This window comes from Cobetia sp. MC34 (assembly GCF_018340035.1).
Taxonomy (GTDB): Bacteria; Pseudomonadota; Gammaproteobacteria; order Pseudomonadales; family Halomonadaceae; genus Cobetia; species Cobetia amphilecti.
In genome coordinates this window covers 83,420-109,902 of the sequence record NZ_JADPPY010000010.1, presented here as the reverse complement: position 1 = coordinate 109,902, position 26,483 = coordinate 83,420, and the positions used below count along the sequence as shown (strand labels likewise).

Annotated in this window: 25 protein-coding genes and 2 tRNA genes; 14 read left to right on the top strand and 13 right to left on the bottom strand. The window is 63.3% G+C overall.

What is annotated here, in order from left to right; genetic code table 11:
* The first annotated feature begins 48 nt into the window (after positions 1–48).
* From metX to IZU87_RS07780, 3 genes are all read left to right on the top strand, one after another.
* Positions 49–1,242 carry a homoserine O-succinyltransferase MetX gene (metX, locus tag IZU87_RS07790; RefSeq protein ID WP_213114187.1) on the top strand — a complete coding sequence of 398 codons (1,194 nt, stop codon included), beginning with the start codon at positions 49–51 and terminating at the stop codon, positions 1,240–1,242.
* A complete protein-coding gene (gene metW / locus IZU87_RS07785) occupies positions 1,235–1,849 on the top strand; it encodes a methionine biosynthesis protein MetW (RefSeq protein WP_213114186.1) in 615 nt (204 codons plus the stop codon). The genes metX and metW overlap by 8 nt, the downstream gene beginning before the upstream one ends.
* A 249-nt stretch (positions 1,850–2,098) precedes the next feature.
* Positions 2,099–2,602, top strand: coding sequence for an acyl-CoA thioesterase (locus tag IZU87_RS07780; RefSeq protein WP_213114185.1), 504 nt, complete (start codon positions 2,099–2,101; stop codon positions 2,600–2,602).
* A gap of 143 nt (positions 2,603–2,745) precedes the next feature.
* Here the strand turns inward: IZU87_RS07780 and IZU87_RS07775 are convergent, their stop codons facing one another.
* A complete protein-coding gene (locus IZU87_RS07775) occupies positions 2,746–3,828 on the bottom strand; it encodes a ChaN family lipoprotein (RefSeq protein ID WP_213114184.1) in 1,083 nt (360 codons plus the stop codon).
* A 185-nt stretch (positions 3,829–4,013) separates the two neighbouring features.
* Here IZU87_RS07775 and IZU87_RS07770 point away from each other — a divergent pair, with 185 nt between their 5' ends.
* The gene (locus IZU87_RS07770; RefSeq protein WP_213114183.1) at positions 4,014–4,346 is read left to right on the top strand and encodes a Rieske (2Fe-2S) protein; all 333 of its coding nucleotides are present in this window, start codon (positions 4,014–4,016) and stop codon (positions 4,344–4,346) included.
* A gap of 56 nt (positions 4,347–4,402) precedes the next feature.
* Here IZU87_RS07770 and sfsA read toward each other — a convergent pair whose 3' ends face one another.
* Entirely contained in the window at positions 4,403–5,245 is an 843-nt protein-coding gene (gene sfsA, locus IZU87_RS07765; RefSeq protein ID WP_213114182.1) for a DNA/RNA nuclease SfsA, read from the bottom strand.
* On the bottom strand, positions 5,245–6,429 hold the full coding sequence (locus tag IZU87_RS07760; protein WP_213114181.1) for an aminotransferase class I/II-fold pyridoxal phosphate-dependent enzyme: 1,185 nt from the start codon (positions 6,427–6,429) through the stop codon (positions 5,245–5,247). The genes sfsA and IZU87_RS07760 overlap by 1 nt, the downstream gene beginning before the upstream one ends.
* 275 nt (positions 6,430–6,704) lie before the next feature.
* Here IZU87_RS07760 and dksA point away from each other — a divergent pair, with 275 nt between their 5' ends.
* The 10 genes from dksA to IZU87_RS07705 all read left to right on the top strand — a co-directional run bounded on the left by dksA (position 6,705) and on the right by IZU87_RS07705 (position 16,828).
* A complete protein-coding gene (gene dksA / locus IZU87_RS07755) occupies positions 6,705–7,142 on the top strand; it encodes an RNA polymerase-binding protein DksA (protein WP_043333424.1) in 438 nt (145 codons plus the stop codon).
* Positions 7,143–7,276: 134 nt separating this feature from the next.
* Positions 7,277–8,191, top strand: coding sequence for a tRNA glutamyl-Q(34) synthetase GluQRS (gene gluQRS / locus IZU87_RS07750; protein WP_213114180.1), 915 nt, complete (start codon positions 7,277–7,279; stop codon positions 8,189–8,191).
* 163 nt (positions 8,192–8,354) lie between these two features.
* On the top strand, positions 8,355–9,965 hold the full coding sequence (locus IZU87_RS07745; RefSeq protein WP_249330489.1) for a sigma 54-interacting transcriptional regulator: 1,611 nt from the start codon (positions 8,355–8,357) through the stop codon (positions 9,963–9,965).
* Positions 9,966–10,442: 477 nt separating this feature from the next.
* Positions 10,443–10,949, top strand: a complete 507-nt coding sequence (locus tag IZU87_RS07735; RefSeq protein ID WP_152965404.1) for a hypothetical protein — start codon at positions 10,443–10,445, stop codon at positions 10,947–10,949.
* Between the two features lie 129 nt (positions 10,950–11,078).
* Positions 11,079–12,479, top strand: a complete 1,401-nt coding sequence (pcnB, locus tag IZU87_RS07730; protein WP_213114179.1) for a polynucleotide adenylyltransferase PcnB — start codon at positions 11,079–11,081, stop codon at positions 12,477–12,479.
* Positions 12,480–12,525: 46 nt separating this feature from the next.
* Positions 12,526–13,023 carry a 2-amino-4-hydroxy-6-hydroxymethyldihydropteridine diphosphokinase gene (folK, locus tag IZU87_RS07725; protein WP_213114178.1) on the top strand — a complete coding sequence of 166 codons (498 nt, stop codon included), beginning with the start codon at positions 12,526–12,528 and terminating at the stop codon, positions 13,021–13,023.
* Between the two features lie 169 nt (positions 13,024–13,192).
* A complete protein-coding gene (gene panB, locus IZU87_RS07720) occupies positions 13,193–13,984 on the top strand; it encodes a 3-methyl-2-oxobutanoate hydroxymethyltransferase (protein ID WP_153635066.1) in 792 nt (263 codons plus the stop codon).
* Positions 13,984–14,838, top strand: coding sequence for a pantoate--beta-alanine ligase (panC, locus tag IZU87_RS07715; protein WP_213114177.1), 855 nt, complete (start codon positions 13,984–13,986; stop codon positions 14,836–14,838). Before panB ends, panC begins: the two co-directional genes overlap by 1 nt.
* Before the next feature lie 122 nt (positions 14,839–14,960).
* Positions 14,961–15,341, top strand: a complete 381-nt coding sequence (panD, locus tag IZU87_RS07710; RefSeq protein WP_043333409.1) for an aspartate 1-decarboxylase — start codon at positions 14,961–14,963, stop codon at positions 15,339–15,341.
* 305 nt (positions 15,342–15,646) lie between these two features.
* Positions 15,647–16,828, top strand: a complete 1,182-nt coding sequence (locus IZU87_RS07705; protein WP_043333407.1) for an acetyl-CoA C-acetyltransferase — start codon at positions 15,647–15,649, stop codon at positions 16,826–16,828.
* Between the two features lie 171 nt (positions 16,829–16,999).
* Here IZU87_RS07705 and pnp read toward each other — a convergent pair whose 3' ends face one another.
* The 10 genes from pnp to secG all read right to left on the bottom strand — a co-directional run bounded on the left by pnp (position 17,000) and on the right by secG (position 26,480).
* Positions 17,000–19,141 carry a polyribonucleotide nucleotidyltransferase gene (pnp, locus tag IZU87_RS07700; protein ID WP_213114176.1) on the bottom strand — a complete coding sequence of 714 codons (2,142 nt, stop codon included), beginning with the start codon at positions 19,139–19,141 and terminating at the stop codon, positions 17,000–17,002.
* 248 nt (positions 19,142–19,389) lie between these two features.
* On the bottom strand, positions 19,390–19,659 hold the full coding sequence (rpsO, locus tag IZU87_RS07695) for a 30S ribosomal protein S15 (RefSeq protein ID WP_024952154.1): 270 nt from the start codon (positions 19,657–19,659) through the stop codon (positions 19,390–19,392).
* Between the two features lie 98 nt (positions 19,660–19,757).
* A complete protein-coding gene (gene truB, locus IZU87_RS07690) occupies positions 19,758–20,687 on the bottom strand; it encodes a tRNA pseudouridine(55) synthase TruB (protein ID WP_213114175.1) in 930 nt (309 codons plus the stop codon).
* Positions 20,687–21,112: a 30S ribosome-binding factor RbfA gene (gene rbfA / locus IZU87_RS07685; RefSeq protein ID WP_043333400.1), complete on the bottom strand. Its 426-nt coding sequence runs from the start codon at positions 21,110–21,112 to the stop codon at positions 20,687–20,689. Before rbfA ends, truB begins: the two co-directional genes overlap by 1 nt.
* 27 nt (positions 21,113–21,139) lie before the next feature.
* Entirely contained in the window at positions 21,140–23,584 is a 2,445-nt protein-coding gene (gene infB, locus IZU87_RS07680; protein ID WP_043333398.1) for a translation initiation factor IF-2, read from the bottom strand.
* Positions 23,585–23,612: 28 nt separating this feature from the next.
* Positions 23,613–25,106 carry a transcription termination factor NusA gene (gene nusA, locus IZU87_RS07675; RefSeq protein ID WP_054556444.1) on the bottom strand — a complete coding sequence of 498 codons (1,494 nt, stop codon included), beginning with the start codon at positions 25,104–25,106 and terminating at the stop codon, positions 23,613–23,615.
* A gap of 76 nt (positions 25,107–25,182) precedes the next feature.
* A complete protein-coding gene (gene rimP, locus IZU87_RS07670) occupies positions 25,183–25,641 on the bottom strand; it encodes a ribosome maturation factor RimP (RefSeq protein ID WP_043333393.1) in 459 nt (152 codons plus the stop codon).
* 123 nt (positions 25,642–25,764) lie between these two features.
* Positions 25,765–25,841, bottom strand: a tRNA-Met gene (locus tag IZU87_RS07665).
* A gap of 103 nt (positions 25,842–25,944) precedes the next feature.
* Positions 25,945–26,031: transfer RNA gene (locus IZU87_RS07660), tRNA-Leu, on the bottom strand.
* A 62-nt stretch (positions 26,032–26,093) separates the two neighbouring features.
* A complete protein-coding gene (gene secG / locus IZU87_RS07655) occupies positions 26,094–26,480 on the bottom strand; it encodes a preprotein translocase subunit SecG (RefSeq protein WP_043333391.1) in 387 nt (128 codons plus the stop codon).
* Positions 26,481–26,483 lie beyond the last annotated feature (3 nt).

The window sequence follows — 26,483 nt, the reverse complement described above, 5'->3', positions numbered from 1 at the left end:
CTTGCCCCGAACACTCTGCTGGACATGATGCTGGAAACCTTCACCACGATGCCTGATTCCCTGCCCCCGGATTCGGTCGGTCTCGTCACGCCTCAGACTGCCCACTTCAATACCCCGCTGGAGCTGGCCTGCGGCAGACGCCTCGAGCAGTACTCGCTGGTCTACGAGACCTACGGCGAGCTGAACGCGGACGCCAGCAACGCCATCCTGATCTGTCATGCCCTCACCGGCCACCATCATGCGGCTGGCTATCACGCCATGAGCGACCGCAAGCCTGGCTGGTGGGACGACTACATCGGCCCCGGCAAGCCCATTGATACCTCGCGCTTCTTCGTCATCGCGCTGAACAACATCGGCGGCTGCCACGGCAGTACCGGCCCGACCTCGATCAACCCGGAGACGGGCGAGCAATGGGGGCCTGACTTCCCATTGGTGACCGTGCCGGACTGGGTCGAGAGCCAGAAGCGCCTCGCCGAGTCTCTCGGCATCACCCGCTTCGCGGCGGTGGTCGGTGGCTCGCTGGGTGGCATGCAGGCGCTGCAGTGGGTGATGGACCACCCTGATCGCGTCGGCCACGTCGCCATCATCGCCTGCACGCCGAAACTCTCGGCGCAGAACATCGCCTTCAATGAAGTCGCACGTCAGGCGATTCGCTCTGACCCGGAATTCCATGACGGCTGGTACTCGCGTGTCGATGCCGTGCCCAAGCGCGGCCTCAAGCTGGCGCGCATGGTCGGTCACATCACCTATCTTTCCGAGCATTCGATGGGCACCAAGTTCGGGCGTGATCTGCGTCAGGACCGCCTCAACTTCGGTTACGACGTCGACTTCCAGGTCGAGAGCTATCTGCGCCACCAGGGCGATACCTTCTCCACCGCCTTCGATGCCAATACCTACCTGCTGATGACCAAGGCGCTCGACTACTTCGATCCTGCCGCCACGGCAGGCGATGACCTGTCCGCGGCCATGGCGCCGATCAGCTGCCCGGTACTGGTAGTCAGCTTCACCACCGACTGGCGCTTCGCGCCGTCACGCTCTCGCGAGCTGGTCAATGCCATGATCCATGCCGGCAAGTCGGTCAGCTACGCCAACATCGACTCGCCGCACGGCCATGATGCCTTCCTGCTGCCGGGCGAACGCTACGAGACGGTGCTGGGCAACTTCCTGACTCGCGCTTACGACCACGCCTGTGGCGCGCCAGCCACGCAAAAGCCGAGCACCAAGGAGACCAGCCATGCGTAACGACCTCGCCCAGATTCATGACTGGATTCCCGAAGGCGCGCGCGTGCTGGACCTCGCCTGCGGTGACGGCACCCTGCTGGCCTCCCTCAAGGAGACCAAGCAGGTCTTCGGCTATGGCCTGGAGATCGACCCCGACAACATCAGTGCCTGTATCGCCCGTGGCGTGAACGTCATCGAGCAGAATGTCGATGATGGCCTGGCCAACTTCGCCGACGACACCTTCGATCGCGTGGTGATGTCCCAGGCATTGCAGGTACTGCGTCGCCCGGACCGTGCGCTGGAAGAGATGATGCGTGTCTCGCGTGAGGCCATCATCACCTTCCCCAACTTCGCCTACTGGCGCCACCGCCTGCACCTGGGCATGAAGGGCCGCATGCCGGTCTCCAAATCGCTGCCTCACGCCTGGTACGACACGCCGAACATCCACCTGTCGACCTTCGCGGACTTCGAGCGCCTGTGTCGCGCCCAGGGCCTCAAGATCATCGATCGCGCGGTCGGCAATGGCGATCACGAGCCACACCCGGCGGCGACCTGGTGGCCGAACCTGTTCGGGGAAGTGGCCATCTTCCGCGTCTGCCGCGACAACTGCCCACCCGACCAGCGCTGAGTTCAGGCGCCAGACATAAGTCGCCACAGACCAAGCGCCAGGCACCGCAAAAAGACGGCCGACAGGACACTCCTGTCGGCCGTTTCGCGTCATGACGCTACCGATTCTTCCGCGCCGCGATAGTGCTGCGCTATCCGGGCCATGCACAGACAGTCGCAACTAAAGTCTATATACTTTCGGGGTAAACGCAGCTGAGGATCACGGCTCGCACTTCCGGTGAGGTGCGCCGGCATCCCGAGGAGAGAGTGCATGAACTTCCATACCCGCAAGTGGGTCAAGCCTGAAGATCTCAACCCCAACGGCACCCTGTTCGGTGGACGCCTGCTGGCCTGGATCGACGAAGAAGCGGCCATCTACGCCATCGTCCAACTGGGCACCTCGCGCGTGGTCACCAAGTTCATGTCGGAGATCAACTTCGTCTCCAGCGCGCGTCAGGGCGACATCATCGAACTGGGCATCACCGCCAGCGCCTTCGGTCGCACCTCGATCTCGCTGTGCGTCGAGATCCGCAACAAGATCACCCGCGAGCGCATCCTGACCATCGACCGCATCGTGCTGGTCAGCGTCGATGCCGACTTCAAGCCGGTGCCCCACGGCCGCACGCGCATCACCTATATCGAAGACCGCTTCCGTGAGCAGGCCGGCAGCAACGATAGCCATAACGACGGCCACAACGACAATCACAAAGACGAAACGCCGCAGAAGGCACCGCGTCGGCGTGCCGACAGCGCCTCGGACCTCAAGAACGCCTGATCGCGTCGCTCTTCAGGTCGCGCCACGCAGGTCGCACCAACGAAAAAGGCACCTCCGAGAGGTGCCTTTTTTCATGCCGGCAATTCAGGCCGCTGTTGTGTTGCTGATGTCCGAGGGCTGACTAAGCAGGGCCTGACTGGCCGCTAGCTGACGATCGTCTGCATCGTCTCACGCAGGCCTTCACAGGCATCCGCGACTGGCGCCGTCGCCGGCGTGAACCACACCAGATCATAGGCCGGCGCCGCACCGGCGCTTTCGGGCAGATAATCGGTGAGATGTGTCAGCGGTTGGCCCGCGTCATCCCAGGCCACCGGCATCAGCGCCACGGACAGCGTGCTGCCGTCCAGCCAACGCGGCACGCCGATATCGCGACGGGCATGGCCGGAGCCACACACCAGCAGGCTGGTGGCGCCGTCGGCCGTCAGGCCCTCCAGGCGTTCTGCCATCTGCTGATCCCGCGCCAGCTGCGCACGCAGCATCGCATCCAGGCGCTCTGCGCCCAGCAGGCCGCAATGGCCTTCATCCAGCGCCTCACGCTGCAGGCGCAGCACCGCTTCCGGCAGCGCCAGCGGCGACTGTCCCGGTGCCATGCTGGCCTCCAGCTGTGCCGACGACAGGCTGGCAGAGGCCAGTGGCGCACCACTGTCCAGCGCTCCGCGCAGCAGGGGAGCGTAGTCGGTGAAGGGCCAGCGCGCATTCCAGGCCAGCAGCTGCTGAAGCTCGTCATCCGGCAATCCCGCGACCGCAAGCGAGGTGCGGTTGGCCAGCGACAAGGCGGCATCCTGGGTCGTGTCCAGCATCTCCAGCGCCACACCACCCAGCTGACGCCGCGCGACCAGCGCATCGATCAACCAGCGCTCCAGCTGGTGATGGTCCGGATTGTCGTGATGCTCGCCCAGCAGCACCATCGAGTGTGCCTGACTCCAATCGACCAGCGCCGCTGGCGACAGACGACGGTTGCCCTCCGCGACCAGAATGCTGCCCAGCAACGGATGGGACGCCTTGGGGTCATGCCAGGCCGGCAGCGGTGGCAACGGCCCGTTGGCTGGCTGAGCGGCCTGTGCGAGCGGGCTTCTCAGTGCCGTGCCCAGCACGGAGAGCCCGCCCGCCGAGGCGACCATGCCGGCCAGCAACTGGCGACGGCTTACCCCGACCGTGCGCTCAGGCGTCTCGGATTCGTTGCTGGAGCGGAAGCTGGAAGTGATCGAGCGGCGAAATAGCGACATGAAGATGACCCGGCATGGAAGGAAGCGGCAAGACACGGTAAAAGACCACAAGAGAGCGTGCCAACGCTGCCATGATACCCGATGCGAGCCCCCTCATGTCCGAAAGGCCACCAACACTCCCCCAAGGGCCCTCATCCAGGCTGTGCTTGAGACTGCCGCTGCCATCACTGCCCGTCGGCCGCAGCATGACACTGACACTCGATGATGGCCGTCCGGCCTTGCTGGTGATGCAATCCGACGGCCCGCGCGCCTTCCTCGACCGCTGCCCGCACCAGGGCAGCCGAATGCTGACCGAGGACGAGACTGGCGATCCCTACATGGACGCGACCGGCGGCCTGATTCTCTGCCACCACCATCAGGCCTGTTTCGAACCGCATCACGGCACCTGCATCAGCGGACCCTGCGTCGGCCAACGCTTGACCGCGCTGGACGTTGAGCTGGTGCACAACGACGCCTCACCAGCACAGCTGCTGCTGTGGGAGGCCGCAGGCAGCGGTGGAGAAATGAGGGAGAAATGATAGAGAGATGATGGAGAGACGAGCGCTGACTGACAGGCTGAGCGCCGGCGACCTGATCAGCCAGCAAAGCGCGCGTCATGCAGTGGCAGCGCGCGTGTCAGGCCCAGTCTTGCTCGCCACAGCGGCTGACCCGCGTCCGAAAGAGAATCCTCGAGCGTGATCTGCATGCCCAGCGCCACTACCTCGACACCGGCGGCCTGCGCCCGGGCAAAGGCCTGCGCATAGGCCGGGTCGAGATGCGCCGCCGGTGCGACATCCTCGATCCCGTCATGGGCGACGCAGAACACCAGCACGCAGCGGTGGCCTGCTGCGACCAGCGCCGCGAGGCTGGCCAGATGGCGCTGGGCACGCGTGCTCACCGAGTCCGGGAAATAGCCGTGACCGTCGGCTTCACGCAGCGTCAATTGCTTGACCTCCAGATAGATCGAGGCCGCGCCCTCCTCCTTCGGCCACATCTGGAAATCGAGCCGTGAGCGCTCCGGCATGTCATTGCCCGGCAGCAGGACCTCGACACGCGACTCGCGCTTGAGGCGTGCAAAGTCGGCGAGCCCCATGTCGTGCAGCACGCTCACGCTTGCCTGCTGCAGCGCCGCCTCGACATGGGCATTGGCACGTCCGGTATGCACCGCCACCAAGGCCTCACGCCGGCCGTCAGCGCCGGGCGGGTCCAAAGGCAGGCGAATCAGCTCCCAGGTCCAGGCGAGCTTGCGCTTGGGGTTGTCGGACGGCGATAGCCATACCTCACAGCCTTCGACGCACACCGCGCGCATCGAGCCGGTATTCGGGCAATGCGCCGTCACCACTTCACCGGCCCGCTCACCCTCGAGCAGCTCCACCTCGGCGAAGAAGCGCTTGTAGCGACGGATCAAACGACCACGATACAGTCCCTCAAGCACCATCAAGCCGACACTCCCGCCTGAGTGGCACGCCGCTCAAGGAAGCGCTCCATGCGAGCCAGGGCCTCGCGCAGACGCGCCTCATCAGCAGTGAAGGCGATACGCACATGGCGACGCCCTTCGGCCAGCGCGAAGTCCGTGCCCGGCGTGATGGCGACATTCTCTTCTTCCAGCAGTGCGCGGCAGAAGGCCTCGCTGTCATCACTCAGATGCGAGATATCCAGCCAGACGTAGAAGGCGCCCTGCGGCGGCACCGACGGCGCCAGCCCCAGGCGTTCGAGCCCGGCCAGCAGCACGCCACGGCGGGCTTCGAGCACCTGCCGACGCCGCTCGAGCTCCGCTTCGCATTCCGGCGTGAAGGCCGCCAGCGCCGCATGCTGGGCAGGCGTCGAGGCAGCCAGGAAGACATTCTGCGCCAGGCGTGACAAGGGCTCGACCGCCGCTTCAGGCGCCACCAGCCAGCCCAGCCGCCAGCCCGTCATGCCGAAGTATTTCGAGAAGCTGTTGATGACGAAGGCGTCGGGGCACTCCGCCAGTGCGGTATGCGCAGGCACGCCATAGGTCAGCCCCTGATAGATCTCATCCACCAGCAGGTGCGCATCACGCGTCTGGCACAGCTCGCCCAGCGCCTTCAATTCCTCGGGCAACAGCACGTGTCCGGTGGGGTTGGAGGGCGATGCCACCATCACGGCCCGCGTGTTCTCGCGCCAGAAATCATCGGCAAGTTCGGCGGTCAGCTGCCAGCCACTCTCGGCATTGACGGGCACCACATCCAGCTGGGCATCCACCAGGCCCATGAAGTGGCGATTGCAGGGGTAGGTCGGGTCGGCCATCAACACGCTGTCGCCACGTTCGGCGCACAGCAGCGTGGCCAGCAGCAAGGCACCGGAGGCGCCGGGCGTGATGATGATACGGGAGGGAGACACCGTGACGCCGTGGCGGCGCTGGTAGTCTGCCGCGATGGCCTCGCGCAGGGCCGGCAGGCCGCAGGCGGGGGTGTAGCGCGTCTGACCGGCCGCCAGCGCCGCCTGCCCGGCGGCGATCACCGGCGCGGGGGTCGGGAAGTCGGGCTCGCCCACTTCCAGATGAATGACGTCATGGCCCGCGGCCTCGCGCGCCTGGGCGGCTTCCAGCAGCGTCATCACGCGAAAGGCAGCGACGGATTCAAGACGGCGGGCAAACGGCATGACAACACTCCTCAGGATGGGAGCTTCATTCTAGGCGCCTGCCAAGGCCCATTCCCAGCCCCTTCGTGCAGGAAAATCGGTGTTTGCCGGTACACGCCGGACCACTGCCCGCTACAAACTATCGTCGGAGATCGGTTGCAAACTTGTCATTTTTACGCTAAATAAGCTGATCTTCTCGCGAGGGCAGCAGTCAGGACAGCCCCCTCGCCGTGGCCAAGGAGGCAGTGCAACAGACTGTCGACGGCCCAAGTCACCTTGCGGAATGAGGCGGTCCCATGCCCTTAGCTGAAACCAAGCCGGAAGCGCTTAAGAAATTCACCCCGTATGAGCCGGCAGCGGGTGAAGAGTACATGAACGAGAAGCAGCTAGCGCACTTCCGTCAGATCCTGCTGGACTGGAAACAGGAGCTGATGGAAGAGGTCGATCGCACCGTGCGTCACTTGCAGGAAGATGCCAACAACTACGCGGACCCTGCAGACCGTGCCACTCAGGAAGAAGGCTTCAGCCTCGAACTGAGAACACGTGATCGCGAGCGCAAGCTGCTGAAGAAGATCAACGAGACCATCGAGAACATCGATGAAGACGACTACGGCTTCTGCGAAGCCTGCGGCGTCGAGATCGGCATTCGCCGTCTGGAAGCACGTCCGACCGCTACCCAGTGTGTCGACTGCAAGACGCTGGCCGAGTTGAAGGAAAAGCAGCTGGGCCGCTAAGCCCTGCTGTCGATGAAGCGACGTCAGGCCGTCGCCCTCATCCCCCATACGGGCACCCTCCTCGGAGCGGTGCCCGTATGCGTTCAGGCCCTGCTGCCTGCGAATTCCCCACCACGAAGGATGACGGAGCCCACATGCCTACCGCCTACCGTGGCCGCTTTGCCCCTACCCCTTCCGGTCCGCTGCATGCCGGCTCACTGCTGGCCGCCGTCGCCAGCTATCTCGATGCCCGCCATCACGGCGGCGAGTGGCTGGTGCGTATCGAGGATATCGACCCGCCGCGCTGCCCCGCCGGGAGCGCCGATACCATCCTGCGCCAGCTGGATGCCTTCGGCCTGCAGCGCGATGGCGAGCTCCGCTACCAGAGCCAGCGTCACGCCGCCTACGCCGAGGCGCTGGAGCAACTGAAGGCCAGTGGTATCGCCTACCCGTGTGATTGCTCGCGCAAGCAGTGGCGCGAGCATGCCATCTACCCCGGCTGGTGCCGTGAGCGAGCCGAACCGCCCGAGGGCGAGCATGCCTGGCGGCTGGATGTGCGTGCGGCAGAGCGCTTCGGCGGCGCCCGGGCCATCGCTGGCTGGCAGGACCGCCTGCAGGGCGCGATCCAGCTGGATCTTGCCACGCTCGGCGATGTGGTGCTCAAGCGACGCGATGGCCTGTGGGCCTATCAGCTGGCCGTGGTGGTGGATGATGCCGAGCAAGGCATCACCGATGTCGTGCGTGGGCTCGATCTGGTCGACAACAGCCCCTGGCAACGCCTGCTGCAGGCCGCGCTCGACCTGCCGATGCCGCGCCTGACGCACCTGCCGCTGATCACGGCCGCCAATGGCCAGAAGCTCTCCAAGCAGAATCTGGCACCGGCCCTGCCGGAAGACGCCAGCGCGATTCGAACGCTGCTGCACCATACCCTGACGCTGCTCGGTCAGGCGCCGCCGCCCGAACTGGCGACCGCCAGCCCCGCTGAGCAACTCGCCCACGCCACTCCTCGCTGGTCACTCGCGGCGGTTGGCACCGCGCCGTCACTCAGTGCGGCCACTGCTCCAATGTGAAGGACTGCTGAGGGAAGTTGAGGGAAGCTGAGACCAGGCACGCCATGCACTCGGGATGCCTGACAACAGCCACGATTGTCGGATTGCCTCCCCTGTGGGAACAGGACAGACTCGAACGACAGCCATTCCCTCATGCACACCCTCAGGCGAGCGACATCACCCCATGGCCCGGATTCTGATCGTCGAAAAGGAAGGTGCTTCGCGCAACACGCTGCAGCATCTGCTGGAGCGCGAGGGTCATGACGTGGTGCAGGCCAGCGGCCTGGAGGATGCCCGTCTGCAGCACCCCGCCGACTTCGCGCTGGTGATCTGTGACAGCGAACTGGCCGGAGAGCATGCCGACCCGATCCTGCGCGCCAGCCGGCCAACTCCCGTGCTGCTGCTGGCCGACAACCCCAGCCTGCACGCCGCCATCGGCTGCCTGAAGGCGGGGGCAGCCGACTATCTGCCCAAGCCGTTCGATCAGCAGGCCTTCGCGCGCAGCGTGCGAGATGCGCTGTCGCTGCCACGCCAGGGGGCGCCGAGCGACGCGCCCCCTCCTCCCCAGGCGCATGCTGGCACGGCCAACAAGCCGGTGGAGATGATTGGCCATTGTCGCGCCATGCAACAGGTCTATACCCGCATCCGCAAGGTTGCGCCCGCCGATGTCACCGTGCTGGTGCTCGGTGAGTCCGGCACCGGCAAGGAGCTGGTCGCGCGCGCCATTCACCGCCAGAGTGAACGCCATCAGGCGCCGCTGATCTGCGTCAACTGCGCCGCCATTCCCGAGACGCTGATCGAGTCCGAGCTGTTCGGCCATGAAAAAGGCGCCTTCACCGGCGCCACCAGCTCGCGCACCGGTCTGATCGAAGCTGCCGACGGCGGCACACTGTTCCTGGATGAGATCGGCGAACTGCCGCTGGATGCCCAGGCACGCCTGCTGCGAGTGCTGCAGGAGGGCGAGATTCGCCGCGTGGGGGCCATCGAGACGCGCTACGTCGACATCCGCCTCATCGCCGCGACCCACCGCAACCTGCATCAGCTCTCGGCCAGCGGCGAGTTCCGCCTTGATCTCTACTACCGCTTGAACGTGATGGAGATCGACCTGCCGCCCCTGCGTGAACGCGGCGATGACGTGCTGGAACTGGCCGAACATCTGCTGGCCGGCATCGCCCGCAAGCATGGTCGTGACGGCATGCGGCTCTCTCAGCGGGCACGACAGGAAATCCATCACTACGCCTGGCCCGGCAATGTCCGTGAGCTGGAAAACGCCCTCGAGCGGGGCGTCATTCTGGCGGAGCGCCGCATCATCGCCCCGGAAGACCTCGGCCTGCGTACGCCCTCAGGGCAGCCGCTTCAAGCAGCGCCCGCCGCAACGGCAGACCCGGTGCCCCCATCCACTGCTCAGGCGCCGAAGACAGCGGGCAAAGGGGCGGCGAAAGGAGCAATGAAAGGGTCGATGAAAGGCACAGTGAAAGGCGCCGCCAGGGACGCAAGTTCCGAGACGGCCGCAGCGCCTGTGACAGGGCAACCCGCGGCCGGCCAACAGGACATGGGCCAGCCACCGCCTGCGGACACCCCACGCAGCGGCCTCTCGGTGGTCGGCGATGCCGGTGAAGAGGAAGACCTCTCGCTGGAGGACTACTTCCAGCACTTCGTGCTCGAGCATCAGGACCACATGAGCGAGACCGAGCTAGCACGCCGCCTCGGCATCAGCCGCAAGAACCTCTGGGAGCGACGCCAGCGCCTGGGCATTCCACGTCGCAAGGGCCGCCGCAGCTCTCCCGCAAACTGACGTCGGCGCAATGAAGCTGGAGCACTGACACTGGAGTACTGAAGTCACTGCGCTGAAGTCACTGCGCTGAAGTCACTGCGCTGAAGTCACTGCACCATGCAGGTGCCCTCCCGAGCTAGCAACCCGCCTGCGGCGCCACCTTGCATGCCAGAGATCCCCGCATCATCGAGGGCATCGCTAGACTTTAGTGTCGAATGACTCGCAAAAAACCCAGCTCAATCATTAGCTTGCAAGGCACTTCGTTAGACCTTCGCACCAATTGTTACCATCGACCCCAAATCATGACCCTATCCAGCGCACCAATGGGCACGTCAGGTAACACCTCGCACCTCTCTACACCTCACGTCTCAGCGACCTATGTCTAAATGACTGAATTGCTGGTTTTTTTTAAGCTGTGGCACATCCGATGCAATAACACGGTCAAGAAAAAGAACAACCGGAAATACGAAGCGCGCCCAACAACAACAAGAACGCGCAATGCTTCGAAAACCCTCGACACCAACAAGAACAATACCCGTCGAGCGCGTGACATTGATGATGAACCGCATGCCTCACTACATGAGTGGTGACAGGCAAGAGCCAAAACAAGAACAAACGGCCGCAGTTCATCATCCGCCGATCCAACAACAACAAGATATCGGCAGTCCGGAATCTACTGACCAGGACGCGACGAATCCGGCCTCGAGCACCAACAAGAACAACAGGCTCGACCCCGGATCACCCCCGAAACAACAACAACTCGCGGGGGGAGGCTACTCAGCCGTCGGTGAATGGAAGATTGTTTTGAATACGAGATGGTCACCGAACAGACAGCCAGACAACAACAACATGATCTGCAACACGAAGGATCTGTCTGCATTGATTTGTGACTGTGGTGCGTATTCAGGGCGATGCGCCATCACGAAAAAGAACATCCGCTCAAGGATGCGTGTACCCTACCTGCAAGGGAGACCGAGTGATCGGTCTCCCTTTTTCCTTGTCTGAGAGGTGATTTTCGCCTCGTCAGACGCCTTGAAGTGCAGAGTCGGCCCCTGGATGGCAGACCGGCGCTTTGCCAAGGTATCTGCCCTCGGCTACACTGGGCGGCCTGCCACGCACGAGTCGAATCGCTGCATGCTCAAAGGATTTACCCGCTTTCTACAACGCCCCGGTGACCGCTTGAAGACGCTTTTCAATGCAACTGACGCGCCCGCGGCCCCATTGCCCAGCCTGCGTGTGATACCGCGGGACGAGCATCCCGTGTCCCGCCGCCAGCTCAGCGAGAATGCGCTGAAGGTACTCTATCGCCTGCAAAGCGGTGGATATCAGGCCTATCTGGTCGGTGGCTGTATCCGTGATGCCCTGCTCGGACAACGCCCCAAGGACTTCGACGTGGCCACCAACGCCACGCCGGAACAGGTCCGCGAGCTGTTCCGCAATGCCCGCATCATCGGCCGTCGTTTCCGTATCGTGCACGTGCGCTTCGGTCGTGAGGTGATCGAGGTCACCACCTTCCGCGGCAAGCCGGCCGATAGCACGCCCAGCCAGCATACCCAGCAGTCGGAAGACGGCATGCTGCTGCGCGACAACGTCTTCGGCTCCATCGAGGAGGACGCGCTGCGCCGCGACTTCACGATCAATGCCCTCTATTACGACGCGTCCGACTTCACGATCCATGACTGGGCCAATGGTGTACGCGATATCGAAGCGCGCATGATTCGCCTGATCGGCGACCCGGAAACACGCTATCGCGAAGATCCGGTGCGCATGCTGCGTGCCGTCCGCTTCGCCGGCAAGCTGGACTTCGACATCGAGGAGGCCACGGCCGAACCGATGTATGAACTGGCCCCGCTGCTGCTGCAGATTCCGCCGGCGCGCATGTTCGAGGAAGTGCTCAAGCTGTTCATGTCCGGCTATGCACTGGAAACCTTCCATCTCCTGCGTGAGTTTGGTCTGTTCCAGATGCTGTTCCCCGAGACGGAAGAGAGCTTCGCGCATTATCACTGGTCCATGCCGCTGATCGAGAAGGCGCTGGCCAGCACGGACGACCGCATCCGCGAAGACAAGCCGGTCACGCCGGCCTTCCTGTATGCCGCCCTGCTGTGGCCGGGCGTCAAGGCGCGTACCGACCAGCTGATCGCCAGTGGCATGCCCGATATTCCGGCAGCCCACCAGGCGGCCCAGCAGGCGATCGCTCGCCAGCTCAACCATACCTCGATCCCGAAGCGCTTCAGCATTCCGATGCGCGAGATCTGGGACATGCAGGCCAAGTTGCCGCGTCGCCGTGGCAAACGCGCCTTCCAGACCCGTGAGCATCCGCGCTTCCGCGCCGCCTATGACTTCCTGCTGCTGCGCGAATTCGCCGGCGAAGTGAAGCCGGGGCTGGGCAAGTGGTGGACCGACTTCCAGGAAGTCGATGCTCGCACCCAGGTCACGATGATCGAAGGTGTCTCCGATGAAGGCCCCGCCGGCAGCAAGCCGGTCGGCACCAAGCGTCGCGGCAAACGTCGGCGCAATGGTCGCGGCCAGGGCTGAGCAGTGGCTCGTCTGAGCCACTGCCGTCTCCACGCAGGAACTCCGCATGATTTCGACAGCCTTGATTGGCCTCGGTGCCAATCTTGACGATCCGCGCGCTCAACTGGAGCGCGCGCTTGAGGGTCTCGACCGGCTGCCGCTGACCCGCTGCACGCGACACTCTCGCCTGTATGCCAGCAAGCCGGTCGGCCCGCAGGACCAGCCCGACTTCGTCAATGCCGTCGCCGAGCTATCGACCCGCCTGTCTCCCCTCGCCCTGCTCGATCAACTGCAAGCCCTGGAACAGCAGCATCGCCGCGTGCGGCTGCGTCACTGGGGCCCCCGCACGCTGGATCTGGACCTGCTGCTCTTCAATGACAGCAGGATCTCGACGCCGCGTCTCGTCGTGCCCCATCGCGAAATGCTCAAACGTGGTTTCGTGATGCGTCCGTTGGCTGACCTGCTGGGCCCGCAGCGCCTCAGCGTGCTGGGCGAGGAGAATCTCGAAATACTGGCGTCTCGAGTTGAGGGCGATGACTTGCTCCCCCTCGGACCTCAGGAGTAGAGTTTCGCCATCTTGTTACCGTCGTGCCCACTTTGGCCTGTGCGGTAACACTTTCTGGTAACACCGGCCCGTGTCGCCCGCAGTCCGCCCTCGGCGGCCTTCTCGCGATCGCGGCTGCTCGACGCCACGGGCAGCCGCGTCATACGCGCCGCAACGAGTAAGCGTCCCGATGAAAAACGTCACCCTGAGCACCCTGCGCCGCCTCAAGGCCGATGGTGAGACGTTCAGTTGCCTCACCGCCTACGATGCCACCTTTGCTCATCTTGCCAGCGATGCCGGCATTGAAGTGCTGCTGGTCGGCGACTCTCTCGGCATGGTCCTGCAGGGCCATACCAGCACCCTGCCCGTCACCATCGATGACATCTGCTACCACACCGCCGCCGTGGCACGTGGCAAGCAGGGCAGCCTGCTGATGGCCGACCTGCCCTTCATGAGCAATGCCAGCACCGACATCCTGCTCGATCATGCGGCGCGCCTGATGCGTGCCGGCGCCGAGATGGTCAAGGTCGAAGGCGAAGCCTGGCTGGCCGATGCCGTCACCGCGCTCGTCCAGCGTGGTGTACCGGTCTGCGTGCACATGGGCCTGACACCACAGCACGTGCATGCCTTCGGTGGCTACAAGGTACAGGGTCGCGACGAGGCACGCGCCGAGCAGATCATCGCCGATGCGCGCACGCTGGAAGCCGCAGGCGCCGCGATCATCCTGCTCGAATGCGTGCCGTCCGAGCTGGCCGCGCGCATTCGTGATGCCGTCGAGGTGCCGGTGATCGGCATCGGCGCCGGCGTGGACGTCGATGGCCAGATCCTGGTCATGCACGACATGCTCGACCTGACGCCCGGCCGCAAGCCGCGCTTCGTCAAGAATTTCATGAGCGATGCCGGCAACGTGCAGGAGGCCTTCGCCGCCTACCACCAGGCGGTCAAGACGCGCAGCTTCCCGGCGCCGGAGCACGGCTTCTGATGAAAACCGTCTCCCAGATCAACGTCCTGCGCGAGCAACTCGCCCAGGCGCGCCGCGATGGCCTGCGTATCGCGCTGGTGCCGACCATGGGCAACCTGCATGCCGGCCACCTGTCGCTGGTCCGTGAAGCGCGCCGCCACGCCGACATGGTCGTCGCGAGCATCTTCGTCAATCCGCTGCAGTTCGGCCCCGGCGAAGACCTCGACAGCTATCCGCGCACCCTCGAGGCCGACCAGAATGCGCTGGCCGCAGAAGGATGTGACCTGCTGTTCGCCCCCTCGACGGCGGAACTCTACCCCGCGGGCCGCGACGGACTGTGCAACGTGCAGGTGCCGGGCGTTTCCGAAGGCCTGTGCGGCGGCAACCGCCCGGGTCACTTCGATGGCGTCGCCACCGTCGTCAGCATCCTGTTCAATCTGGTACGCCCTGAAGTCGCCTGTTTCGGCGAGAAGGACTTCCAGCAGCTGGCCGTGATCCGCAAGCTCAACCGCGACCTGCACTTCGGCATCGAGATCATCGGTGTGCCCATCGTGCGTGCCGAGGATGGGCTGGCGCTGTCATCACGCAACGGCTACCTGAGTGCGCAGGAGCGCGCCATCGCGCCGCGTCTCAAGCAGTGCCTCGACGCCCTGAAGGCTCGCCTTGAAGAGGGCGTGGCGCGTGATGTGGCGCTGCGCGAGGCACTGGCCGCCATCAGCGAGAGCGGCTTCAAGCCGGACTACCTCGAGCTGCGCCGCGCGGCTGACCTGGGGCCGGTCGAGGATGACACGCGCGAGGCGGTGATTCTGGTCGCCGCACACCTGGGCCGTACGCGCCTGCTCGATAACCTGAAGGTCGCCTTGCCGGTGGCCTGATGCCTGATTAGACTGCGCCGCCTTGCACCCTGGCGTGGCACTGTCCGCCACGTCAGACGCGCCATGGCCCTGGTCCCAGGGCCTTGATCTGCGCCCGGCGGCGCTCAACCGGAGACATCCTGATGCAAGCCATCATGCTCAAGGCCAAGCTGCACATGGCCCGCGTGACTCACGCCGTCCTCAACTACGAGGGCTCCTGCGCCATCGATGGCGACCTGCTCGACATGGCAGGCATTCGTGAGTACGAACAGATCCAGATCTACAACGTGGACAACGGCAAACGCTTCACCACCTATGCCATTCGCGGCGAAGAAGGCTCGAAGATCATCTCGGTGAACGGCGCCGCAGCCCACCAGGCCGACGTCGGCGACCGCGTGATCATCTGCGCCTTTGCCCACTACGCCGAGAGCGAACTGGACGCGCACAAGCCCTCCATGGTCTATCTGATGGAAGGCAACGAGGTCAGCCATACGGCCAACGCCATCCCGGTCCAGATGGCCTGAGAACCCCTTGCTGCCTGCCGCTCCACGCCCTGAGGGCTGATGCTTTCAGGCCTTGAGCCTGCCGCAAGCGCCCCAACACGACGCCAGCCCTGCCTGCCAGAGCGCTGGCGTCGTGCCGTCTGGACAGGCGATACGTATGGCTAAAGGCTGACACTGGAGATGCCCTTTGGCGATTGCCGCACCGCACAAAACTGCCTTATGCTGGAATCTCACCTCAGCAGGACTGCGCCTCGCCCGCTTGATGGCATGGCCATAGTCGCAGCCCATTGACTCAGACAGTCTCGCAAGAGAACAGGAGCGTTCAGATGCAGGATGTGGTGATCGTAGCAGCCCGTCGTACCGCCGTAGGCGCCTTCGGTGGCAGCCTGGCTGGCATTTCCGCCGCGGATCTCGGCGCACATGTCATCAAGGATATCCTCGCCAGCACGGGTGTCAGTGGCGATCAGGTCGATGAAGTGCTTCTGGGGCAGGTGCTGACAGCAGGATGCGGTCAGAACCCGGCACGTCAGGCGGTCATCAAGGCAGGCTTGCCGGAAGGCGTGCCTGCCATGACCATCAACAAGGTCTGCGGGTCTGGCCTCAAGGCGCTGCACCTGGCCACCCAGGCCATCCGTTGCGGCGATGCCGAGCTGATTCTGGCCGGCGGCCAGGAAAACATGTCCCTGTCTCCGCACGTGCTGCCCAACTCGCGTGACGGCAAGCGCATGGGCGACTGGAAGGCGATCGACTCCATGGTCCACGACGGTCTGTGGGATGCCTTCAATGATATCCACATGGGCATCACCGCCGAGAATCTGGCCGAGAAATACGAGATCACCCGTGAAGCCCAGGACGCCTTCGCGGCCGCCTCTCAACAGAAGGCCTGCGCAGCCATCGAAGCTGGCCGCTTCAAGGGCCAGATCGTCCCGGTCGAGATTCCGCAGCGCAAGGGCGACCCGATCGTCTTCGATACCGATGAAAATCCGCGCGCCGGTACCACGGCCGAGAAGCTCGGCGGCATGCGCCCGGCCTTCAAGAAGGACGGCACCGTCACCGCCGGCAACGCCTCAGCGCTCAACGACGGCGCTGCCGTGGTCATGCTGTGCTCCGCCGACAAGGCCCGCGAGCTGGGCCTGACGCCGCTGGCGACCATCAAGGCCTACTCCAACGCGGGTGTTGATCCCAAGATCATGGGCATCGGCCCGGCGCCGGCGACTCGCCTGTGCCTCAAGAAGGCCGGCTGGAGCCTGGAAGACCTCGACCTGATCGAAGCCAACGAAGCCTTCGCCGCCCAGGCCCTGTCGGTCAACAAGGAGCTGGGCTGGGATGTCGACAAGGTCAACGTCAATGGCGGCGCCATTGCCCTTGGCCACCCGATCGGCGCCTCCGGCTGCCGTGTGCTGGTCTCGCTGGTGCACGAGATGATCGAGCGTGATGCCAAGAAGGGTCTGGCGACCCTGTGCATCGGTGGCGGTCAGGGTGTCGCGCTGGCCATCGAGCGCAGCTGATCGCTCACATATCTGAACCCCCGCCTGAACCCTCCCTGCTCGCGCAATCTCGAGCAGGGAGACACGCAAAAGCCCCCGCCAGGTTACTGGCGGGGGCTTTTTCTTGCCCGGAGGGCTCACCTCTCATGCAGAGCAGGCAAGACCGAGGCGGGGACGCTCCGCGACGATCGGTCAGTCCTGGGCGGCGGCCTCTTCAGCCTGAGCAGCGGCAAAGCCCGCCTTCTCTTCTTCGCTGATCTCTTTCAGCGACAGCTTGACGCGATTGCGGTTGTCGATGTCGAGCACCTTGACCACCACCTCATCGCCTTCATTGAGGTAGTCACGTACGTCATTGACCCGCTCCTCGACGATCTGCGAGATATGCAGCAGACCATCAGTGCCCGGCATGAAGGTGATGAAGGCACCGAAGTCGGCGATGCGCGCCACCTTTCCGGCATAGAGCTTGCCGATCTCGGCCTCGGCAATGATGCCCTCGACGTATTTGGCAGCCGCCTGTGCCTGCGCCTTGTGCTCGGCATAGATGCGCACGCTGCCATCGTCGTCGAGATCGACATTGGCCCCGGTCTCTTCACAGATCTTGCGGATGGTGGAGCCGCCCTTGCCGATCACATCACGCACCTTGTTGGGCGCGATCTTGAGGGACAGCATCGCCGGGGCATTGTCCGAGACTTCCTGGCGACTGGCGGCCAGCACCTCATTCATCTGCGCGAGGATGGTCAGACGTGCCTCGAGGGCCTGTTCCAACGCCTGCTCAAGAATCTCCTCGTCGATCCCCTCGATCTTGATGTCCATCTGCAGCGCGGTAACGCCTTCGGCGGTCCCCGCGACCTTGAAGTCCATGTCGCCGAGGTGATCCTCATCGCCGAGGATATCGGTCAGTATCGCGACGCCATTGGCGTCCTTGACCAGCCCCATGGCGATACCCGCGACCGGCGCCTTGATCGGCACACCGGCGTCCATCAGCGCAAGCGAGGCGCCACACACGGACGCCATCGAGCTCGAACCATTGGATTCGGTGATCTCGGAGACGACACGAATCGCGTAGGGGAAGGCCTGCAGCGACGGCAGCATGGATTCGATGCCACGACGCGCCAGACGCCCATGGCCGATCTCACGCCGCTTGGGCGCGCCGATGAAGCCCGTCTCGCCGACGCAGTAGGGCGGGAAGTTGTAGTGCAGCATGAAGCGGTCCTGCTTCTCGCCGGACAGCCCTTCGATCAGCTGTGAGTCGCGCGTGGTCCCCAGGGTGGCAGTGGCGATCGCCTGGGTCTCGCCGCGGGTGAACAGCGCCGAACCATGCGCCTTGGGCAACACGCCCACCGCCATGTCCAGCGGTCGCACGGTGCGCGTATCACGACCATCGATACGCGGCTCGCCGGCGATCACGCGCTGACGCACGATACGCTTCTCGAGCGCCGCGAAGGCCGTGGCGACGGCCTCGACGCTGAAGCGCGCATCATCCTCGGCGCCCAGCAGGTCGATGGCCTGCGCCTTGAGCGCCGACAGACTGTCCTGACGCGCCATCTTGTCACTCAGGCGATAGGCATCACCGATCCGGGTGGCGAAGCTCTGCTCCAGCGCCTCGACCAGCACACGGTCGAGCTTCTGCGGCACCCACGCCCACTTGGGACGATTGACCTTGGCGGCGAACGTCTCGATCCCCGTGATGGCCTTCTGCATCTCGTGATGGCCATAGAGCACGGCGCCGAGCATCTCGTCTTCCAGCAGCTCCTGGGCCTCGGACTCGACCATCAACACGGCCTTCTCGGTCCCCGCCACCACCATGTCCAGCTCGGAATGCGCCAGTTCGCTGTAGCCGGGATTCAGGAAGTAGCCGCGCTGCTCGCTGAAGCCGACGCGCGCCGCGCCCACGGGGCCCGCGAAGGGTACACCGGAGATGCAAAGCGCTGCAGAGGTGCCGAGCAGTGCCGCGATGTCCGGGTCGACATTGCGCTCCGCCGACATCACCGTGCAGACCACCTGCACCTCATTCATGAAGCCTTCGGGAAACAGCGGGCGCATCGGACGGTCGATCAAGCGTGAGGTCAGGGTTTCCTTCTCGGTGGGACGCCCTTCGCGCTTGAGGAAGCCGCCGGGGATACGCCCCGCCGCGTAGGCCTTCTCCTGATAATGGACCGACAACGGGAAGAAGGACTGGCCGGGTTTCGGCGACGCCTTGGCCACCACGGTGCACAACACCGAGGTATTGCCCATGGTCACCATCACGCTACCGGTCGCCTGACGCGCGATGCGGCCGGTCTCGAGGGTGATGGTGTCATTACCGTACTGGAAGCTGTGCGTTACCGGGTTCACGGCGCATGTCCTTTAATCTGATAGTCATCGATGCCAGGCGCTCATGGTAAAGCGCGCCACAGGCAATGAAAAGCGGGTTGATCCCACGCGACAAGCGGGCTGCAGCGCGGGTCGAGCCTCTGATCTGAAGCCCGGATCACCTCGGTATCAGGCACAAAAAAACCGACACCGCCCGCAGGCAGTGTCGGTTTTCCTGTGCCCACCGGGGGCCCGCCATGCACCGAAGTGCATGGCGGCAACATCGCTGATTAGCGACGCAGACCCAGACGCTGGATCAGAGCGGTGTAACGCTCGAAGTCCTTGCGCTTGAGGTAGTCAAGCAGCTTGCGGCGCTGGTTGACCATGCGGATCAGACCACGACGGGAGTGGTGATCCTGCTTGTTGGCCTTGAAGTGACCCTGCAGGCCATCAATGTTGGCGCTCAGCAGAGCAACCTGAACTTCCGGGGAACCGGTGTCGTTCTCGCCACGGCCGAATTCGGTAACGATCTCAGCCTTCTTCTCAGCGGTAAGTGCCATCTGTCTCTCCAGTAAGCAATATGCTTGATAGATTAGAAATGTCGAAGACCACGCATATTTGCAGTCTTCATGCGGCTTGCGGCGAGGCCGCAATCAGCTCACCCAGCCGCCGCCTCGACGGCAGAACTGAGCAGTCGGCGAGGAGCGATGACGCCCTCCGCCGCAATCCGGACCAGCCCGAGCAACTGCTGGTCCTGATACACACGAGCCAGGGAGTCCACTTCCAGCGACCCTGTCGTCGTTTCGGCCTGTTGACCACGCAATATCATCCGCGCCATCTCGGCAGTGATGTCGAGACGCGGGAGATGATCGAGCAGGATGTCGACAGGTAACAGAACGCCTTCACGTGCCTGCTGGTCAGCCAGCGCCTCGAGGCGCTCGAAATCCAGCATGGCATCACCCGTGAACGGGCCCGTCTTGAGACGACGCAGTGCCGTGAGGTGGGCTCCACAGCCCAGCGCCTCGCCGATATCCTCGGCCAGACTGCGTATGTAGGTACCCTTGCTGACCGCCACTTCGATCTCGATGCCATCGGAGTGCCGCGCAAGAAGCGCCATATTGTAGATGGTAACGCGACGGACTGCACGCTCGATTTCAATCCCCTGGCGCGCCAGCTCATAGAGCGGACGTCCCTGGTGCTTGAGCGCGGAGTACATCGGCGGTACCTGATCTATCTCGCCACGGAACCTGTCCAGCACCGCGTCCAGCTCGGCCGGCGCAATCTCGGAAATCTCCCGCTCGCGAATCACCGTGCCTTCCGCATCACCGGTATCGGTGACCTGGCCAAACTTGATCCGTGCCCGATAGACCTTGTCTGCCTCGAGAAGATGCGAGGAGAACTTGGTCGCTTCCCCGAAGCAGACCGGCAACAAGCCGGTCGCCATCGGGTCGAGCGTACCGGTATGACCGGCCTTCTGCGCCTGGTAGAGGCGACGAGCCTTCTGAAGCGCATAGTTGCTGGACATGCCCTTGGGCTTGTCCAGCAACAGAACGCCATCGATCGGCAAGCCGCGACGACGACGCGCCATCAGGCGTCCGGCGTGGTGCCCGGGGCACCATCTTCGCTGTCGTCATCACCGCGTTCAGCACTACGCTTGCGATCGTCGGCGACCGCATCGTTGATCAGTGAGGACAGGTGATGGCCACGAACGACGCTTTCATCGTAATGAAAACGCAGTTCCGGCACGTGGCGCAGCTGAATGGTGCGCGCCAGCTGGGAGCGCAGGAAACCTGCCGCGCGCTTGAGCACGGCGAGGTTTTCCTTGATGCGTTCCGGGCTGTCGTCACCCAGCAGGGTCACGTAGACATCGGAGTAGGACAGGTCGCGGCTGACCTTGGCGGCGCTGACCGTCAGCATGCCAAGGCGCGGGTCCTTGACCTCGCGCTGAATCAACAGCGCGAGCTCTTGCTGGATCTGGTCCGCCACGCGGTCAGTACGGCTGTATTCACGCATCCGTGATCTCTCCTTGCAGGGGCGCTATCAGAGCGTGCGCTCGACCTGGATCTGGTCGAACACCTCGATCTTGTCGCCAACCTGCACGTCGTTGTAGTTCTTGACGCCGATACCACATTCCATGCCGTTGCGGACTTCGTTGACGTCATCCTTGAAGCGACGCAGGGATTCCAGCTCGCCTTCATAGATGACCACGTTGTCACGCAGCACGCGGATGCGCTTGGAGCGGTACATGTTGCCTTCGACGACCATACAACCGGCGATCGCGCCGATCTTCGGTGCCTTGAAGACATCGCGCACTTCGGCAACACCGACGATCTGCTCGCGGAATTCCGGTGCCAGCATGCCAGTCATGGCCAGCTTGACCTCGTCGATCAGCTGGTAGATGACGCTGTAGTAGCGCAGATCCAGACCTTCACGTTCGACGATCTCACGCGCGGAGGCGTCAGCACGGACGTTGAAGCCGACCAGGATCGCTTCGGAAGCGAGTGCCAGGTTGGCATCGGTACCGGTGATACCACCGACACCGGAAGAGACCACGGCCACCTTGACTTCTTCGGTGGAGAGTTCTTCCAGCGCGCCACGGATGGCTTCCAGAGAACCCTGCACGTCGGCCTTGAGGACGACGTTGACCTTGGCGACTTCGTCCTGACCCATCTGGGAGAACATGTTCTCCAGCTTGGCCTTCTGCTGACGTGCCAGGCGCACTTCGCGGTACTTGCCCTGACGGAAGTTGGCGACTTCACGTGCCTTCTTCTCGTCCGGGACCACGGTGAACTCTTCACCGGCGTCCGGCGTGCCACCCAGGCCCTGGATCTCGACCGGCATGGCCGGACCCACGGAATCGACCTGCTTGCCGAGTTCGTTGATCAGCGCACGCACACGACCGTAATGCAGGCCGGCGAGGACGATATCGCCCTTCTTCAGCGTACCGTTCTGGACCAGCACGGTCGCGACCGGGCCACGGCCCTTGTCGAGACGGGACTCGACCACGACGCCTTTACCCGGCGCGGACGGCACGGCCTGAAGTTCGAGAACTTCGGAGACCAGCAGGACACCTTCGAGCAGCGCGTCGATGTTTTCGCCGGTCTTGGCGGAAACGTGGACGAATTGGGTATCACCACCCCATTCCTCGGAGATGACACCGTGCTGGGACAGCTCATTCTTGACGCGGTCCGGATCAGCACCCGGCTTGTCGATCTTGTTCACCGCCACGACCATCGGGACACCCGCGGCCTTGGAGTGCTCGACAGCCTCGATGGTCTGCGGCATCACGCCATCATCGGCAGCCACCACCAGGATGACGACGTCGGTCGCCTTGGCACCACGAGCACGCATAGCGGTGAACGCCGCGTGGCCCGGGGTATCCAGGAAGGTGATGTCACCGTTGTCGTGTTCGACGTGGTAGGCACCGATGTGCTGGGTGATACCACCCGCTTCACCTGTGGCCACCTTGGTGCGGCGGATGTAATCCAGCAGCGAGGTCTTGCCGTGGTCGACGTGACCCATGACGGTAACGACCGGCGCGCGGGTGATCTGCTCACCTTCGTAGGAGATGCCTTCGAGAACGGCTGTCTCGAGTGCGTCATCCTTGATCAGCTTGGGCGTGTGACCCATTTCCTCGACCACGATGGTCGCGGTTTCCTGATCGATCGTCTGGTTGATGGTGACCGCAGCGCCCATGTTGAACATGGTCTTGATCACTTCAGACGCCTTGACGGCCATCTTGTCGGCGAGGTCTGCCACTGAGATGGACTCAGGGATGGAGACTTCACGGACGAAGGTCTGGACCGGCTTCGGCGGCTGACGGTTGGCATCACGGCCACCACGACGACCACCGCGACGCTCGGCGCGCTTGACCTTCTTGGCCCCGCCACGCTTGCGTTCGCTACGGTCTTCACGGGCTTCGCGACGATCACGTGATTCATCACGCGGCGCAGCCTTGGCGCGACGCGGTGCATCACCACGCGGCTCCTTCGGCGGCGCATTGACTTCCGGCGCAGCGTCGGCGGCCGGTGCAGCGGCAGCAGCCGGTGCACTCTGACGCGGACGCTCTTCGCGACGGTTGTCATTGCCACGACGCTCTTCGCGCTGCGGTGCCGCAGCCGGCTTGTCCGCAACGGCAGCAGCCGGTGCAGCAGCAGCCGGCGCTTCTGCAGCCTGCTCTTCGCCCTCTTTGACGTAGGTACGCTTCTTGCGCACCTGCACCTCGATGGACTTGCCGCGACCGCTACCCGTGTTGATGCGAGACTTGGTCTTGCGGGTCAAGGTAATGCGGTTCTTGGGCGCTGCCGGAGCGGCGCCACCACCGTGGCTCTTGGTGAGGTGATCAAGCAGCTTCTGCTTGTCGACCTCAGAGACGGCGTCGTTCTCTGACTTGTGCTTCAGACCCGCTTCATGCATCTGTTCCAGTAGGCGGGCTGACTCGCGGCCCACCTTCTTGGCGAATTCTTTGACTGTCATTTCTGACATGTACGACCCTCCTGAGCCCGTGACCTAGTTACTGTTCGCTTGCGAACCAGGGCGCGCGGGCGGTCATGATCAACGCCGCTGCTCGCTCTTCGTCGACGCCTTCGATGTCTTTCAGATCATCGATGGCCTGCTCAGCAAGGTCTTCCATGGTGACGATACCCTTGCTGGCCAGGATGTATGCCAGATGACTCTCCATGCCTTCCATGTTGAGCAGGTCTTCGGCCGGCTGTGCGCCGTCCAGTTGCTCTTCAGTGGCGATGGCGAGATTCAGCAGTTCATCCTTGGCCCGAGCGCGCAGCTCCTCGACCAGATCCTGGTCAAAGCCCTCGACCTCGAGCATTTCCTCGAGCGGGACATAGGCGATTTCCTCGAGTGAGGTGAAGCCCTCGTCCACCAGGACACGGGCTAGATCCTCTTCAATCTCGAGATGAGTGATGAAATATTCGACGAAACTGTCGATTTCCTGCTCGCGCTTGCCCTCGGCTTCCGCCTCGGTCATGACGTTGAGCTGCCAACCGGTCAGCTCACTGGCCAGACGAACGTTCTGACCGCTGCGGCCGATGGCCTGAGCCAGGTTGTCCGCAGCGACAGCGACATCCATGGAATGGGTGTCTTCGTCGACCAGAATGGAACCGACATCTGCCGGCGCCATGGCGTTGATGACGAGCTGGGCAGGATTGTCATCCCACAGGATGATATCCACGCGTTCGTTACGCAGTTCATTGGACACGGCCTGCACGCGTGAACCACGCATGCCGACACAGGCACCGATCGGATCGATGCGCTTGTCGTTGCTCTTGACCGCGATCTTGGCGCGCGAGCCCGGATCACGGGCAGCACCCTTGATCTCGATCAGCTGCTCGGCGATTTCCGGGACTTCGATCTTGAACAGCTCGATGATCAGCTCAGGACGCGTACGCGACAGGATCAGCTGAGAACCACGAGCATCCGCGTCGACTTTCCACAGCAGGGCACGAACCCGCTCGTTCAAGCGGTAGCGCTCGCCGTGAATCATCTCACCGCGCGGAAGGAAGCCTTCGGCGTTGTCGCCCAGATCGATGATGAGGCCATCACGTGTCGTCTTCTTGACGATACCCGCGACCAGCTCACCTTCACGTTCGGCGTAAAGGCGCACCACTTCCGCACGCTCGGCCTCGCGCACCTTCTGCACGATGACCTGCTTGGCGGTCTGTGCAGCGATGCGACCGAACGCTTCGGATTCGATCTGCTTCTCGACCACGGCACCCAGCGCCAGCGGCTCTTCGCGCTGTTCGGCGATACTGGCCTTGATCTCGTAGTCCGGCGTCTCGAACTCGTCGTCTTCGACGACGGTCCAGCGACGGTAGGTCGCGTAATCACCGGTGACACGATCGATCTTGACGCGGATATCCGCCTCTTCCTGATCGAAACGCTTGCGTGACGCCGAAGCCAATGCCGCTTCGACGGCTTCGAAAATCACATCCCGCGGCACGCCTTTCTCGTTGGAGATGGCGTCAACGACCAGCAGAATCTCTTTGCTCATGACTTTGCCTCGCCAGAAACCTGTCCTTGCGCATCGACCCGGGCTCGCAACGCGAGCGGTGTGCCGACAACGTCAGTTATTTGAACTGCGGCACAATGCGTGCCTGGTCGATGCTTTCAATGGGAAAGCAGTATTCTTCTTCATCGACCCGGATCACGACATCACCGTCTTCGGTGCCAGTCACCAGCCCCTGGAACTTGCGCTGGCCATCGAAGGCCTGGCGAAGTCGCAGTGCCACCACGTGACCGATGTAGCGCTCGTACTGGTCAAGCGTGAACAACGGACGATCCATGCCTGGAGACGAGACTTCAAGCTGGAACTGACCGGTAATGGGGTCTTCGACATCCAGTACGGCACCCACCTGACGACTGACGTTTGCGCAGTTGTCCACGGTAATGCCATCGGGATGGTCGATATAGATCACCAGACGGGACTGCTTGCCTTGGGAGAGATAGTCGATACCCCAGAGCTCGAAGCCCAGAGCAGAGACGACTGGATCGATAAGCGCGTTAAGCGCAGCGTCCTTGGTTGACACAGACGAGGCTCCTACAGCAGTTGCATCAGGCACCTGACCGGGAGTAGAGAAGAGAGCTAGGTGGCTGATTGGCACTGGTGCTAACAAAAAGCCCCTTCATAGGAAGGGGCCTTTCAAGAAACTTGGTAGCGGGGACCGGATTTGAACCGATGACCTTCGGGTTATGAGCCCGACGAGCTACCAGACTGCTCCACCCCGCAACAATAGTCGGACGATGGTAATGTCACCGAAAAAGGAGGTCAAGGAATGACGTCTTTCCAAGGTGGCAGAGTTGCGTCCAGACTGCCAATCGATCTAACAAGATGGTGCCGAAGGGGGGACTTGAACCCCCACGACCATAAGGTCACTACCCCCTCAAGATAGCGTGTCTACCAATTCCACCACTTCGGCACGGGGGCGGGTATCGCCTGAGACGTTACCCGGAAGAATTCAAAGTTAACGCCTTGAATTCCTTAGAGTGCTGGCTGGTCTGCGTTGCCGCTTTCCTCAAGCACTGGCGACGTATTCTCCACACTTTCCTCGGAGTCGTCAAGTGATGGCAGTGAATTTTTCTGCTGCTCGATCACGCTGGCATTCGGAATGCCCGCTTCGACTGACGGCTGGTTGGCGTTGGACGCGAACCAGGCCAGTGTCAGAGAGGTCGCGAAGAAGCCCGCGGCCAGAACACCCGTGAAGCGCGCGAGGAAGTTGCCGCTACCGCTGGACCCGAAAACGGTCTGGGAAGCACCACCGCCACCAAAGGCAGCGCCAGCTTCGGCACCCTTGCCCTGCTGGAGAAGGACGAGCACGATCAGCGCGACCGCGAGTACCACATGGACCATCAGAACGGCTACTTGCATGAG